This is a genomic window from Phytohabitans sp. LZ39, from assembly GCF_059359075.1.
Map to the genome: position 1 here is coordinate 138,938 of NZ_JCADBM010000012.1, position 13,301 is coordinate 152,238.

The window sequence follows — 13,301 nt, forward strand, 5'->3', positions numbered from 1 at the left end:
GGTGAGTATCCGGACGGCCGGTGGCGGGCGCATCGAGTTGGTGGACCTGTGCAAGCGATACGGGTCCAGCGAGACGCCCGCGGTCGACCACGTCAGCCTCGACATCGAGCCAGGCGAGTTCGTCACGCTGCTGGGCCCCAGCGGCTCGGGCAAGACGACCACGCTCAACATGATCGTCGGCTTCACGACGCCGACGTCGGGTGGCATCCGCCTCAACGGGCGGGACATCTCCCGGCTCCCGCCGCACAAGCGCGAGTTCGGCATGGTATTCCAGAACTACGCGCTCTTCCCGCACCTCACCGTGGCCCAGAACGTGGCCTTCCCGCTGGGCGAGCGCAAGGTGTCCAAAGTAGAAATCGAACGGCGGGTGGGCGAGGCGCTGGAGCTCGTCGACCTGGGCGGGATGGAAAAGCGCCGCCCGCACGAGCTCTCCGGTGGCCAGCAGCAGCGGGTGGCGCTGGCCCGCGCCGTGGTGTTCTCGCCCAGTGTGCTGCTGCTCGACGAGCCGCTGAGCGCGCTCGACCGTAAGCTCCGGCAGTCGCTCCAGCGTGAGGTGAAGCGGCTCCACCGCGAGCTGAAGCTCACGTTCGTCTTCGTCACACACGACCAGGACGAGGCCATGACGCTGTCCGACCGGATCGCGATCTTCGACCGCGGCCGGATCGACTCCGTCGGCACACCCACCGACCTCTACCACCGGCCCACGACCCAGTTCGCGGCGCGGTTTCTGGGCGAGTCCAACGTCTTCGCGGGCCAGCACCGCGGCGGTGGCGTGTACGAATGGCGCGATCGCAAGTGGACGGTCGGCGACCCGGACCGCGGCAGCGTGCTCATCGTGCGGCCCGAGCGCACCGGCGTCGCTCTCGACGAGGCGTCGGTGCCGCCAGGCGCCAACGCCGCCGAGGCGGTGGTCACCGACGTCTCGTTCTACGGCACGTACTACCGGCTCGAGCTGACCTACGGCGACGGCTCGGTCGGCTGTGCCGCGCTGCCCGTCGGCACACCGGCGGCCGTCCAACCGGGCGCCACCGTGGTCGCCCACTGGCGGCCCGAAGACCAGGTCCTGGTGACCGAGTGAAGACGCGAGGAGGCGGGATGATCGCGGAGGTCTCCCTTTGGGACCCGGAGCTCGACGCGGACCGGAGGCTGCCCGACGAGGAGGTGGACAGCCTTCTGGTCGGCGCGGTCGACCTGCATCAACACCCCGGACCGAGTCCTTTCCCGCGGCGGATGAGCATCCTCGACGCGGCGCGCGACGCGGCCGGAGCCGGCTTTCGCGCGATCGTGGCCAAGTCACATCACCACAGCATGGTGAGCGACATCCTGGCGCTGCGCTCGGCGGGGCTGGCCGACCTCCCGATCGAGGTCTTCGGCGGCATCGCGCTCAACCGGACCGTCGGCGGCCTCAACCCGTACGCCGTCGAGCTGGCGCTGCGGATGGGCGGCAGGGTGGTGTGGTTTCCCACGCTCACCTCGGCCGCGCACGTGCGCCACCACGAGGAGCACGACACGGGCTTCCCCACCTCGGTGGTGAAGCTGCGTCCGCAGGAGGTCATCTCGATCCTCGACGAGAGCGGCGCGGTACTCCCGGTGGTCCGGGACATCCTGTCGGTTGTCGCGTCCGAAGACGCGGTGCTGACCTGCGGCCACCTCGGCGTCACCGAGTCACAGCGGCTGATCGACGCCGCGCTGGAGGCGGGTGTGCGGCGCATCGTCGTCAACCACCCGTGCTTCGTCGTCGGTGCCTCGGTGGAGCAGGCGGCGGCCTGGGCACGGCAGGGCGTCTACATCGAACACTGCGCCGTCATGTACTTCGGCCGCCCGGAGCGCCGCCGGGACCTCGGGGAGCTTCTCTCGTTCGTCGAGGCGGTCGGTGCCGGGCAGACCATCATGTCCTCGGACTCGGGGCAGAAGGACAACCCGCTGCCGGTGACGCTCTACCGCCGCGCCGTGCGGGGCATGCTGGACGCCGGCGTCTCCGCGGCGGACGCCCGGCAGATGGTGGGCACCAACGCGGCGCAGCTGCTGTTGCCATGAGCGGGAGTCGGGAGGCTACGGGTCTCGACCACGACGGCGAACGAGCGCCGAGCGACGGAGCGTGGAAGGCGCAGCACGAGGTGCTCGCGGTCCGGTACGGCACGCGGACGACCCGCAGGAGCGAGGTCTTCCTGCACTACGACACGTACGGCGAGCCCGACGCCGGTGTCGTCATGGACTACTACTTCTGGGTCGTGCGGCTCGACGGCCGGACCACGCTCGTCGACTGTGGATTCAACGACGCGAGTGGTGGGCGCCGCCACCGCACCATGCTCTGCCCACCGGAGCGGGCCCTCGTCCGGCTCGGCGTCGACCCGGGCGAGGTGACGACGGTCGTGCTGACCCACGGCCACTACGACCACATCGGCAACCTGCGCGTCTTTCCGGACGCCCGGCTGGTGATGTCCCGCCGCGAGTACGACTTCTGGACCGGCCCGATGGCCCGCAAGCCGCTCTTCGCGGGCTCCGTCGAGGACGAAGACGTCGCGGCCCTGCGCGTGGCGCACGCGGCGGGCCGGCTCGACCTCGTCGACGGCCGCACCACCCTGGCCGGCGGCATCGAGCTGGTGGAGGTGGGCGGGCACACTCCCGGTCAGCTCATCGTCCTGGTGGGCGACGTCGTCATCGCCTCCGACGCGCTGCACTACTACGAGGAGCTCGATCGTGACCGTCCGTTCGCGCATGTCGCCGACCTGCCGGCGATGTACGGGGCGTTCCAGCTGCTGCGCGAGCTCGCCGACACGCACCGCCTCGTGGCCGGCCACGACCCGGACGTGATGCGGCGGTTTCCGGTCGTCGGCGACGGCCTCGCCGCGACCATCGCGCTGGGCGGGAGGTAGGCGTGCGCGGGCTCGCGGGCAAGGTCGCGGTGGTGACCGGTGCGGCCGGCGGCATCGGGGCGGCCACGGCGCGGCGGCTGGCCGAGGCGGGAGCGCACGTCGTCGCGGTGGACAACGCCGACGGTGCCTGGGTTCGCGCCGACGTGTCCACAGAAGACGGTGTCGCCGCGTACATGGCGGCCGCCGTCGACAGGTTCGGCCGGGTCGACCTGCACCACCTCAACGCGGGCATCTCCGGTTCGTTCGCGAGGCTGCCCGAGCTGACGGTGGAGGAGTTCGACCGGGTGATGGCGGTGAACGTGCGCGGGGTCTTCCTGGGCGTGCGGGCGGCCTTCCGCCAGTACGCCGCGCAGGGCGGCACCGGCAGCATCGTGATCACCGGCTCGATCGGCAGCCTGCGCGGCAGCGCGGACCTCCTGGCCTACCAGACGTCCAAGCACGCGGTGCTGGGCGTCTTGCACGGCGCCGCGATGTACGGCGGCCCGCTGGGCGTCCGGGTCAACGCGGTCGCGCCCGGCATCGTGCCCACCGACCTGTTCGCCGGCGCGCCCGGCGCGGTCGGCGGCAAGGACGACATGGTGCGCCGGGCCGGCAGCACCCCGCTGCGCCGGGCCGGCACCGGCGACGACGTGGCGAGCGTGGTGGCCTTCCTGCTCAGCGACGAGGCCGCGTACATGACCGGCGAGGTGGTCTCGGTCGACGGCGGGGCGAACATCGTGAGCACGGTACGGCCCTCGGGCGGCGCCGGCGCCTGGGACTTCGCCGCGTACGACCGCGCCCTCTACGGGAGGAGCACTCCGTGAAGGTGGGTTTCATCGGCCTGGGCAACATGGGCGGACGCATGACGCGCCGGCTCGTCGACGCCGGCACGCCGGTGCTGGGCTTCGACACCGAGCCTTCGCGGGCCGCGGCCGCGGGCGCCGAGGCGGCCGGCGACGTGCGAGCCGTGGTGGAGGCCAGCGACGCCGTCCTGCTCTCCCTGCCCGACAGCACGGTCGTCGAGGCGGTCGTGCTCGGCCCCGGCGGCGTCCTGGAGTCCGGCCGCGCCGGCCAGATCGTCGTCGACCTCAGCACCGCCGCACCCGCCTCGACCGTCCGCGTGCACGCGGCGCTGGCCGCCATCGGTGTCGAGTACCTCGACGCGGGCATCTCCGGTGGCGCGGCCGCGGCGGAGCGCGGGACGCTCACCGTCATGGTCGGCGGCTCGCCGGACGCGCTGTCCACGATGGAGCCGGTGTTCGCCGCTTTCGCCCGCGCCGTCATCCACATGGGACAGCCCGGCGCCGGCCACACGACGAAGGTGCTCAACAACTTCCTCAACGCGATCAGCCTCGCCGCCACCGCCGAGGTGATGGTGGCGGCGAAGCGGGCCGGCCTCGACCTCGACCAGGTGCTCGACGTGCTCAACGCCAGCAGCGGCGTCAACTTCGCCACGCTCAACCGGTTTCCGCACATCGTCAAGGGCGACTACCTCGAAGGCGGTCTCACCAACGCGCTGATGACGAAGGACGTCACGCTCTACGTGGACTGCCTCGCCCAGCTCGGCGTGCCGTCGCTGTCGGCGGCCGGCCCACTGGCCGCGTTCGGGCTCGCCAACAACCTCGGTTACGCCGACCAGATAAGCAACCGGGTCGTCGACGCGATCGGCGACCTCGCCGGCGGGACGCGCCTGCACACACCGGAGGAGCACTGATGGAGATCGTCCGGGCACACGCCGACCGGCTGCCGTCGGAGCGGCGCACGGCCATGTTCACCGGCACGGTGTTCGCCGACCCGCTGCGGTCCGGGCCGGACGTCACGGTGGCGAGCGTCTTCTTCGCACCCGGCGCCCGGACCCACTGGCACACCCACGAAAAGGGCCAGATCCTGCTCGTCACGGCCGGCGCCGGGCTCGTCTGCTCGGCGGGCGGGGACCCACAGGCGCTCCGCCCCGGCGACACGGTGTGGGTGCCGCCCGGTGAGGCGCACTGGCACGGCGGCGCACCGGACACGTACCTCGTGCACCTGGCCGTCTCGCTCGGCCAGACGGCCTGGCGCGATCCGGTCGCCGACGACGACTACCTGGCCCGGACGTGATCGGCTTCGTCGGGCTGGGCAACATGGGCGGACCGATGGCCGCGCGCCTTGTCGCGGCCGGGCACGACCTGTGCGTGTACGACGTGGTGCCGGCCGCCCGCGAACGCTTCGCCGGCAGCGCCGCGCTCGCCGCCACGGTGACCGGTGTGTCCACAGCGGACACGGTGCTCCTCATGCTGCCGGACTCGGCGGTCGTCGAGCGGGTCCTGCTGGGCGACGGCCTCCTCGACCGGCTCCGTCCCGGCACGCTGCTGGTCGACATGAGCTCCTCCGACCCCGGCCGCACCCGTTCGCTGGCCCGTGTCGCCGGGGAACGCGGCGTCACGCTCGTCGACGCGCCCGTCTCCGGCGGCGTCGCCGCCGCCCGGGACGGCACCCTGACCATCATGGTCGGCGGCCCGGGCGCCGCGCTCGCCGAGCTCCGCCCGATCTTCGACGCGCTCGGCTCGCGCGTGGTGCACGCCGGCGAGGTGGTCGGCGCCGGCCACGCCGTCAAGGCGCTCAACAATTTGATGTCCGCCGCGCACCTGATGGTGGCCTCCGAGGCGCTGCTCGCCGGGCAGGCGTTCGGCCTCGACCCGCGCGTGATGCTCGACATCGTCAACGCCTCCAGTGGCCGCAGCGGGTCGACCGAGACCAAGTGGCCAAGGTTCGTGCTCCCCGGCACGTACGACTCCGGCTTCGGCCTGCGCCTGATGCTCAAGGACATGGGCATCGCGCTCGGCTTGCAGGAGGCGACCGGCACCCCGTCCGCGGTGTCGGCGGCGGCGCTGGCGGCCTGGGCGGCGGCCGCCGAGGCGCTCCCGCCGGACGCGGACCACACCGAGGTCGCCGCCTGGCTGGCGGCGCGCATGAAAACCGACGAACGAGGGAGTGGCCCGTGTTGACCGCCGAACAGCAGCAGATCAAGGACGAGTTCATCGCGGTCCGCTCCACCTGGAGCGACACGTGGGAACGGATACTCGAACTCGATCCCGCGTTCCTGCGCGCCTACCTGAACTGGTCGGCGGTGCCCTGGCGCAAGAACCACCTGGAGCCGAAGGTCAAGGAGTTCATCTACATCGCGGTCGACGCGGCGGCCACCCATCTCTACACCCCGGGCATCCGCCAGCACATCCGCGCCGCGATCGCCTTCGGCGCGACAGCGGACGAGCTGATGGAGGTGCTGGAGCTGACCAGCACGCTGGGCATCCACGCCTGCAACATCGGTATCCCGCTGCTCATCGAGGTGCTGGAGGAGGAGGGCAGGCGCACCGGACCGGCACCGCTCGACGAGCGGCGGGAGAAGCTCAAGGCCGAGTTCACCGCCAACCGCGGCTACTGGCACGAATTCTGGGACGGCCTGCTGGAGCTTGACCCCGAGCTGTTCGAGGCCTATGTGGAGTTCTCCTCGGTGCCGTGGCGGACCGGCGTACTGCCACCGAAGGTCAAGGAGTTCGTCTACATCGCCTTCGACGCGGCGGCCACGCACCTCTACGCCCCCGGGCTCAAGCTCCACATGCGCAACGCGCTCCGCCTCGGCGCCACCACCGAGGAGATCGTCGAGGTGCTCGAGATCGCCAGCGTCATCGGCATCCACGCGGCGACCACAGCCGTACCCATCCTCGCCGAAGAGCTGGCCCGCGGCGCTAGCTGATGGCCGCCTCCTGCTCGATGACCTGCTGGGCAAGGCGAAACGACTCCAGCGCGGCGGGCGCGCCACAGTATGCCGCGGTCTGTAGCAGGACCTCCTGGATCTCGTCCAGCGTGCAGCCGTTGCGGAGCGCGCCGCGCACGTGCACGGAGAACTCGTGCGGGCGGTTGAGCGCGGTCAGCATCGCGAGGTTGAGCAGGCTGCGGGTGCGGCGGTCGAGCCCGGGCCGGGACCAGACGTCGCCCCAGCAGGTCGCCGTCACGTACTCCTGCACGACCCGGGTGAAGTCGGTGGCCCGCGCCATCGACCGGTCCACATGCGAATCGCCGAGCACCTCACGCCGGACCCGCATGCCGCGCTCGAACCGGCTCTCGTCGTCACCCATGGACCGCTCCCTCCGAATGTCCGACCATCATACAATCTGGTCGGCGCCGGGGAAGGGCGCGCTACGCGCCGTCCTGCTCGGAGAGGGCGGTCAGCCCCGCCCGGCCGGCCTCCTCGACGTGGCGCGCGCAGGCCGCGGCGGCGGCTTCGGCGTCGCCCGCCAGCACGGCGTCGACGATCGCGCGCAGCTCCTTGGTGCTGTGCTCGACCCGGCCGGGCACCGACAGCGACAGCGAGCGCAGCACGCTCACTCGCGCGTGCAGGCTGCCCGCGACCGACCGCAGCGCGTCGTTGCCGCCGCCTTCGAAAAGCACGTCGTAGAAGGCGTCCTTGGCGGCCAGGACCGGGGAGCCCTTCGCGGCCAGCCGCTCGATCCGCTCCAGCGCGCGGACGAGTGCCTTGCGCTGTGCCGCGCCGGCGTGCTCCACGAAGAGGCGGCCGGCGAGCGCCTCCAGCACCGCGCGCACCTGGTAGAGCTGGCGCGCTTCCTCGGCGCTGACGCTGGTGACGATCATCCCCTTGTTGGGGATCGCGGTGACCAGACCCTCCGCGGCCAGCTCGCGCAACGCCTCGCGGACACTCGTGCGCGAGACGCCGGTGAGCTCCACGAGCTCGCGCTCGATCAGTCGCTGCCCGGGCGCGAGCCGGCGGTCGAGGATCGCCTGCCGCAGGTTTTCCACCACCTGCGAGCGGATCAGAGCCGGCGACCGCTCAACCCGCAACGTATTGGCTCGGGTCACCGCCGTCCTCCTTGTACCAGGTGTGCCCGCACATCGTACCCAGCGCGCACCGGCGCCTCCGCCGTTGTTCCAGATCGTATGACGATGCTACAATCTTGCGGACTGAAATCCCACGTGAGGAGCGTTATCGTGCGGTTGGGTTTCGCCCGCCGACTGGCTTCCAGCGATCGGTGTCTGGTGGGCACGTGGGTGAAGATTCCGGCGCTCGAGCCGGTGGAGATCCTCGCCGACGCCGGGTTCGACTTCGTCGTCGTCGACCAGGAGCACGCGCCGCTGACGTTCGAGTTCGCCTACCAGGCAACGGTCGTGGCGCAGGGCGCCGGCATGTCGGTCCTCGTCCGCGTTCCCGACCGCAGCGGCGGCTACCTCCAGCGGCTGCTCGACGCCGGCGTCGACGGCATCCTGGTGCCGCGGGTGACCTCCGTCGCCGAGGCGAGTGCGGCGGTCCGGCAGATGCTCTTCTCACCGGGCGGCGAGCGCGGCATCGGCATCACCTCGCGGGCCGGGCGCTGGGGTGCCACCCCGCGCGCGGAGTACCTGCGCTTCGGCGACGAGGAAGTCATGCGCGCGGTCCAGTTGGAGGAGCGCGCCGCGATCGAGGCGGTCGACGACATCCTCGCCGTCCCCGGGCTCAACGGCGTCTTTCTCGGCATGGGCGACCTACAGCTGTCCTCCGGGCTGCCGGAGGCAGACCCGTCGATCCAGAAGCTCGTCGACCGGCTGCTGGCCGCCGCCCAGGCGCGTGGTGTGCCCGCCGGCACCGCGGTGCGGAGCGCCGCGCAGGCACAGGCCGCCGCCGACCGCGGCTACCGGTACGTCATGGTCGGCAACGACACCAGCTTGCTGAGGAGCGCCGCGGCGTCCGCCGTCGCCGACGTCCGCAGCCGACTCTCCGGAGGGAAACCCCATGGCGTATGACGCCAGCGATCTGCGCTCGACCCTGCCGGCGAGCGCGGCGGCCTCCGCCGTGCCGGAGCGGTTCTCCGGGTCGGAGCACGTGAAGTTTCGCGACCTGGCCCCGGTGGAGAAGACCGACGGCGTCGCGACCTGGTACGCCCGCGGGCAGAACTTCGTCGTCGGATACTCCGAAGTGGACGGCACTGCCGAGTTCACGCGCCGTGGGCAGCCCGACGAGTACGTGGTGCTGCTGGCCGACGACGCTCTCGCCGCCCGCGTGGAGGCGCCGGGCGAGGAGGTCTCGGTGACCGGCCGCACGATGCTCGTCCTGCCGCCCGGCGACAGCACGGTGACTGTCACCGGGCAGGGGCGCGTGCTGCGGTTGCTGACCACGCGCTCAGCCGACGTCGCCGCGCTCGCCGCCAACGCCGAGTCCTACGCCGAGCCGCACGAAAACATCCCGCCGTTCCAGCCGTGGCCCGAGCCCGTCGGCGGCTATCGCGTGCGCAGCTACGACCTGACCGTGCCACCGCTGTCGAGCCCGCCGTTCCGCCTGTACCGCTGCACCACCTTCATGGTCAACTTCATCGACCCGAAGCAGGGCCCGCGTGACCCGGCGAAGCTGTCGCCGCACAAGCACGACGACTTCGAGCAGTGCTCCATCGTGCTGGCGGGGGAGTACGTGCACCACATCCGCTGGCCGTGGACGACAAACCGGGCCCACTGGCGAGACGACGAGCACGAGCTGTGCCACGCGCCGTCCGTCACGGTGATCCCGCCGCCCTCACTGCACACGAGCGAGGCGATCGGTGCGGGCGAAAACCACCTCGTCGACGTCTTCTCGCCACCGCGCTTCGACTTCTCGGCCATGGAGGGCTGGGTGTTCAACGCCGACGACTATCCGGCACCGCCCAGCCGATGAGGCGCGACCACACTCCGGTCCGGGTGGCCATCATCGGTGCCGGGCTGGGCGGCATCGCGGCCGCGGTCAAGCTCCGCCGGCTGGGCTCGGTCAGGTTCGTCATCTTCGAGCAGTCCGCCGGCGTCGGTGGCACCTGGTTCGACAACAGATACCCCGGCTGCGAGGTCGACGTGCACTCGCACGCGTACTCGTTCTCGTTCCTCAAGTACGACTGGCCGCGCACCCACGCGACCCAGCCGGAGCTGCTCGCCTACGCCGAGCACGTGGTCGAGCGCTTCGGGCTCACCCCGCACCTGCGCCTGAACACGCGGGTCACCGACCTCGTCTGGGAAGAGTCGAGCGGCTGCTACGTGCTGTCCACAGAGCACGGTGAGAGCACGGAGTTCGACGTCGTCATCTCCGCGCTCGGCCTGCTCAACGTGCCGCGCTATCCCGAGTGGCCGGGGCTCGACACCTTCGCCGGGCCGTGTTTCCACACCTCGCGGTGGGAAGACCACGACCTCACCGGAAAGTCGGTCGCGGTCGTCGGCACCGGGTCGACCGCCGTGCAGATCGTCCCGGCCATCGCGCCGGTCGCCGGCCAGGTCTACGTCTTCCAGCGGCAGCCCGGCTGGATCGAGCCCAAGCACGAGCGAGACTTCAGCCCGCGCGAGCGGTGGTGGTATCGCAACGTGCCGCTGGCCCAGCGGTTGAGCCGGGCCCGCATCTTCCACCAGGGCAACCGGCGGTTCAAGGGGTACGACGCCGGCTCCAGCCGCCAGCGGCGGATGCGCGAGGTGTGCCACAGGTTCATCGCCGAGAGCATCGACGATCCGGTGACGCGGGCGGCGGTGACACCGGACTACCCGTGGGGATGCAAGCGACCGGTCATCTCCTCGACGTTCTATCCCACGCTCAACCGCGACAACGTGGAGCTGGTGCCGCACGCGGTGAGCCGGGTGACCCCGACCGGGGTGGTCGACGCGACCGGCACCGCCCGCGAGGTCGACGTGCTGGTGCTCAGCACCGGCTTCCAGCCGACGAGGTTTCTGGCCAGCATCGACGTCAAGGGTCGCGACGGGCGCAGCATCCACGACGCCTGGCGCGAGCGGGCCAGTGCCTACATGGGCATCACCGTGCCCGGCTTTCCCAACTTCTTCATCCTCTATGGACCCAACACCAACGGCGGCGTGTCCATCATCGCCCAGCTGGAGCGGCAGGCCGAGGTCGTCGTGGCGGCCGTGCGGCGGCTGGCCCGCGGCCGCGCGCGGAGCATCGACACGTCACCCGCGGCGGCGCGGCGCTTCGTCGCGTGGGTCGACCGCCGGCTGGCCACCCGCGCCTCCGCGATGGAGTCCGGCTGCCACAACTACTACCACGACCCGGCCGGCCACAACGTGACGCAGTGGCCGGGAGGTCACCTCGCCTACGCCCTCGCCACCCGGCTCATCGCGCGGTGGGGCCTGCGGGCACGACGCTAGGATGCCCGCCGGCCAGGGACACCTCCGCCACGTGCAGGCCACCGTCCACTGTGGCGGTCGGAAACCGGTCCCACACGGCGGCGTCGTGAAACGGCAGGATCCGCCGGCTGTCGCCGCCGACGCTGGTCAGCATCTCGTCGGCGAGGTCGAGCCACGTGGTGGCGCTGCCGGTGCTCATCGCGATGGGCACGAAGACACCGTCGCCGCGCAGGCCCTCGATATTCTCGTAGCTGTACATGTTGTCGCCGGCGAACACCCATGTGCCGTCCGCCTCGTTGGTTACCGCGACGACCTGTGAGCCGGCGGTGTGGGTGTCGTACGCCGGCCGCAGCTCGATGCCCGGCGCCACCTGGGCCACCCCGTCGACGAGCGTCGCCCGCCGGGCGGCCAGCCGCCGCGGCAGGTCTGGCTGGCAGAAGCGGGTGAGGAACTCGAACCGGCCCGGCCGGGCGGCGGCGGCAAGGTACTGCTCGATCTCCCGCCGCTGGATGTAGACGTGCGCGGCGGGAAACGCGTCGACGCAGCCGGCGTGGTCGAAGTGGTTGTGCGTCAACAGGATCGTGTCGACCTGCTCGGCCTCGACACCCACGCCGGCGAGCACGTCGACCGGCGCGCGCCACGCGGTGTGCCCGTACTTCGCGGTGAGCCGGTCGTAGACCGCCTGGTCGACGAAGCCGGTGTCCACCAGCACGCAGCGTTCCGCCGACCGCACCAGCCCGAAGCAGTACGGCATCGGCCGGTGTCCCTCGTTGGGCTGCGCCGCGAAGATGTTGCTCGCCGGGAAGCGGTCGACGAAGCCGTACTCGAGGATCCAGATGGAGTAGCTCACGGCGCCTCCGGCGGCTGGACGTCGAAGACGGCGAGCTGCATGGCCACCATCGTGTAGTAGCCGATGATGGTGACCAGCTCGAAGAGGCCGGCCTCGCCGAGCACACCGGCGGCGTCGCGAAACTCGCCGTCGTCGAGCGTGCCCCGGTCGAGGATCCGCCGCGTCGTGCGGAAGACGCAAGACTCCACATCGGACATCCCCGCGGGCTCCCGCGCGTCGGCCAGCCCGGCGATGTCCGCCTCGGTCAGACCGGCGGCCGCCCCCGCGCGCCGGTGTGCGTACAGCTCGAAAGCGCTGCGATGGCGGTGGCCGACGAGCAGGATCGCGATCTCGCACGCCCGGGCCGGCAGCCGCGAGCCGAACCGCACCGCTCCGCCGATGTGTACGAGCGCCTGGCCGAACGTGGGGCTGAGGATCCAGACCGCGGGCGGCCCCTGGAGCCGGCCGTCCGGGCCGACGAGCAGGAAGGGGCTGTCCGGCGCCGCGCGCGGGCCGGTCGTGTACCGCTCGTACAGCGGTCGCTGCTCGTCGGTCATGTCCGCGGGATCGATCGCGTCAACTCTCATGCCGCATCTCCAGAAACGCTCGGGGGTTGGCGACCACCATCGTGGCGATCTGCTCGGCGGTCCAGCCGAGGTAGGCGAGCTGCTCGACGAACATCCGCAGGCACTCCGGCTCGGGCGGCACCCAGCGGGAGAACACGTCCGTGGTGAGGATCGCCCGCTCCGGCCCGACCGCGGTCAGTGCCTCGTGCACGTCGCGGACGGTCAGATGCCCGTCCGGATGCACCAGTGGCGCGTTGCAGAACTCGACGTAGGCGCCCATGTCGACGAACTCACGCAGCCGCGCCGGATCCTTCGTGTAGTGCAGCGGATGGGTGACGAGCAGCCGCTGCCCGACCGCCGCGCAGTACCCGGCGACCGCGCGGCTCTCCTCGACGGAGGCGTGGCCGGTGGCGAGCGCGAGGCCGAGCGCGTGGCAGGCGTCGACCACCGCGCGCGCCCGCCCGGACAGGGCACCGGTGGGGTCGAGCAGCGCGACGGCCGTGCGGGCGTTGTATTCGCCGAAGGATGGCGAGAGGCGTCGCAGCAGCGTCGAGATGTATCCGTCGCGCGCCGTGTCGGCGGCCGCACCCCACGTCGGCAGAAACACCACCCGCGCGCCATGCGCGGCGGCGAGCTCGACGACCGCGGGCTCCAGGCCGCCGACCGGCGGGTTGAGCGTGATGCTGCCGTAGACCCTGAATCCGGTCTCCGCCATGGCCCGCTCGACGCGTGCGGCTCTGTCCATAGTGGCCCACAGGTGTGACTTGAGGACCCAGCCCGACATGCCGTACGCGTGCGCCAACCGCGCCACCTCGACGTCGTCGCCCCGGTTGGCCAAGCCGGCCGACAGGTCGGGCTGACCGTGGACGTGCACGTCGACGGCACCGCGCAGCAGCCGGTCGAACCCGTCCGGCAGCGCCGCCGCAAGGCCCATCCGCG

16 protein-coding genes are annotated in these 13,301 nt (G+C 71.6%); 11 read left to right on the forward strand and 5 right to left on the reverse strand.

What is annotated here, in order from left to right; all coding sequences use genetic code 11:
* Position 1 precedes the first annotated feature (1 nt).
* Genes AC5L36_RS23335 through AC5L36_RS23370 form a run of 8 tightly spaced genes read left to right on the forward strand, consistent with a single transcriptional unit; the run spans position 2 to position 6,588 of the window.
* Positions 2-1,078, forward strand: coding sequence for an ABC transporter ATP-binding protein (locus AC5L36_RS23335; RefSeq protein WP_441219489.1), 1,077 nt, complete (start codon positions 2-4; stop codon positions 1,076-1,078).
* 17 nt (positions 1,079-1,095) lie between these two features.
* Complete coding sequence (locus tag AC5L36_RS23340) at positions 1,096-2,037, forward strand: DUF6282 family protein (RefSeq protein WP_441219490.1); 942 nt, start codon at positions 1,096-1,098, stop codon at positions 2,035-2,037.
* Positions 2,034-2,876 carry an N-acyl homoserine lactonase family protein gene (locus tag AC5L36_RS23345; RefSeq protein WP_441219492.1) on the forward strand — a complete coding sequence of 281 codons (843 nt, stop codon included), beginning with the start codon at positions 2,034-2,036 and terminating at the stop codon, positions 2,874-2,876. Before AC5L36_RS23340 ends, AC5L36_RS23345 begins: the two co-directional genes overlap by 4 nt.
* A 2-nt stretch (positions 2,877-2,878) precedes the next feature.
* Positions 2,879-3,679 carry an SDR family NAD(P)-dependent oxidoreductase gene (locus AC5L36_RS23350; RefSeq protein WP_441219494.1) on the forward strand — a complete coding sequence of 267 codons (801 nt, stop codon included), beginning with the start codon at positions 2,879-2,881 and terminating at the stop codon, positions 3,677-3,679.
* Positions 3,676-4,569 (forward strand): NAD(P)-dependent oxidoreductase, encoded by an 894-nt coding sequence (locus tag AC5L36_RS23355; protein WP_441219496.1) that lies wholly within the window; start codon positions 3,676-3,678, stop codon positions 4,567-4,569. Before AC5L36_RS23350 ends, AC5L36_RS23355 begins: the two co-directional genes overlap by 4 nt.
* On the forward strand, positions 4,569-4,952 hold the full coding sequence (locus tag AC5L36_RS23360; protein ID WP_441219498.1) for a cupin domain-containing protein: 384 nt from the start codon (positions 4,569-4,571) through the stop codon (positions 4,950-4,952). The genes AC5L36_RS23355 and AC5L36_RS23360 overlap by 1 nt, the downstream gene beginning before the upstream one ends.
* Positions 4,949-5,839: an NAD(P)-dependent oxidoreductase gene (locus AC5L36_RS23365; RefSeq protein ID WP_441219500.1), complete on the forward strand. Its 891-nt coding sequence runs from the start codon at positions 4,949-4,951 to the stop codon at positions 5,837-5,839. Before AC5L36_RS23360 ends, AC5L36_RS23365 begins: the two co-directional genes overlap by 4 nt.
* Positions 5,833-6,588 carry a carboxymuconolactone decarboxylase family protein gene (locus tag AC5L36_RS23370; protein ID WP_441219502.1) on the forward strand — a complete coding sequence of 252 codons (756 nt, stop codon included), beginning with the start codon at positions 5,833-5,835 and terminating at the stop codon, positions 6,586-6,588. Before AC5L36_RS23365 ends, AC5L36_RS23370 begins: the two co-directional genes overlap by 7 nt.
* Here the strand turns inward: AC5L36_RS23370 and AC5L36_RS23375 are convergent.
* Entirely contained in the window at positions 6,581-6,970 is a 390-nt protein-coding gene (locus AC5L36_RS23375; protein WP_441219504.1) for a carboxymuconolactone decarboxylase family protein, read from the reverse strand. The genes AC5L36_RS23370 and AC5L36_RS23375 overlap by 8 nt on opposite strands.
* Positions 6,971-7,031: 61 nt before the next feature.
* Positions 7,032-7,709: a GntR family transcriptional regulator gene (locus AC5L36_RS23380; protein WP_441219506.1), complete on the reverse strand. Its 678-nt coding sequence runs from the start codon at positions 7,707-7,709 to the stop codon at positions 7,032-7,034.
* A 189-nt stretch (positions 7,710-7,898) separates the two neighbouring features.
* Here AC5L36_RS23380 and AC5L36_RS23385 point away from each other — a divergent pair, with 189 nt between their 5' ends.
* The 3 genes from AC5L36_RS23385 to AC5L36_RS23395 are packed head-to-tail and all read left to right on the forward strand — an operon-like array spanning position 7,899 to position 10,988.
* On the forward strand, positions 7,899-8,627 hold the full coding sequence (locus AC5L36_RS23385) for an HpcH/HpaI aldolase family protein (RefSeq protein ID WP_441219508.1): 729 nt from the start codon (positions 7,899-7,901) through the stop codon (positions 8,625-8,627).
* Positions 8,617-9,528: a cupin domain-containing protein gene (locus AC5L36_RS23390; RefSeq protein ID WP_441219510.1), complete on the forward strand. Its 912-nt coding sequence runs from the start codon at positions 8,617-8,619 to the stop codon at positions 9,526-9,528. Before AC5L36_RS23385 ends, AC5L36_RS23390 begins: the two co-directional genes overlap by 11 nt.
* Entirely contained in the window at positions 9,525-10,988 is a 1,464-nt protein-coding gene (locus tag AC5L36_RS23395) for a flavin-containing monooxygenase (protein WP_441219512.1), read from the forward strand. Before AC5L36_RS23390 ends, AC5L36_RS23395 begins: the two co-directional genes overlap by 4 nt.
* On the opposite strand, the gene AC5L36_RS23400 is transcribed toward AC5L36_RS23395, so the two are convergent.
* Genes AC5L36_RS23400 through AC5L36_RS23410 form a run of 3 tightly spaced genes read right to left on the reverse strand, consistent with a single transcriptional unit; the run spans position 10,954 to position 13,296 of the window.
* Positions 10,954-11,817: an N-acyl homoserine lactonase family protein gene (locus AC5L36_RS23400; RefSeq protein WP_441219513.1), complete on the reverse strand. Its 864-nt coding sequence runs from the start codon at positions 11,815-11,817 to the stop codon at positions 10,954-10,956. The genes AC5L36_RS23395 and AC5L36_RS23400 overlap by 35 nt on opposite strands.
* Positions 11,814-12,383 (reverse strand): carboxymuconolactone decarboxylase family protein, encoded by a 570-nt coding sequence (locus AC5L36_RS23405; RefSeq protein WP_441219514.1) that lies wholly within the window; start codon positions 12,381-12,383, stop codon positions 11,814-11,816. The genes AC5L36_RS23400 and AC5L36_RS23405 overlap by 4 nt, the downstream gene beginning before the upstream one ends.
* Positions 12,373-13,296 carry a DUF6282 family protein gene (locus AC5L36_RS23410; protein WP_441219515.1) on the reverse strand — a complete coding sequence of 308 codons (924 nt, stop codon included), beginning with the start codon at positions 13,294-13,296 and terminating at the stop codon, positions 12,373-12,375. The genes AC5L36_RS23405 and AC5L36_RS23410 overlap by 11 nt, the downstream gene beginning before the upstream one ends.
* Between the last annotated feature and the right edge of the window lie 5 nt (positions 13,297-13,301).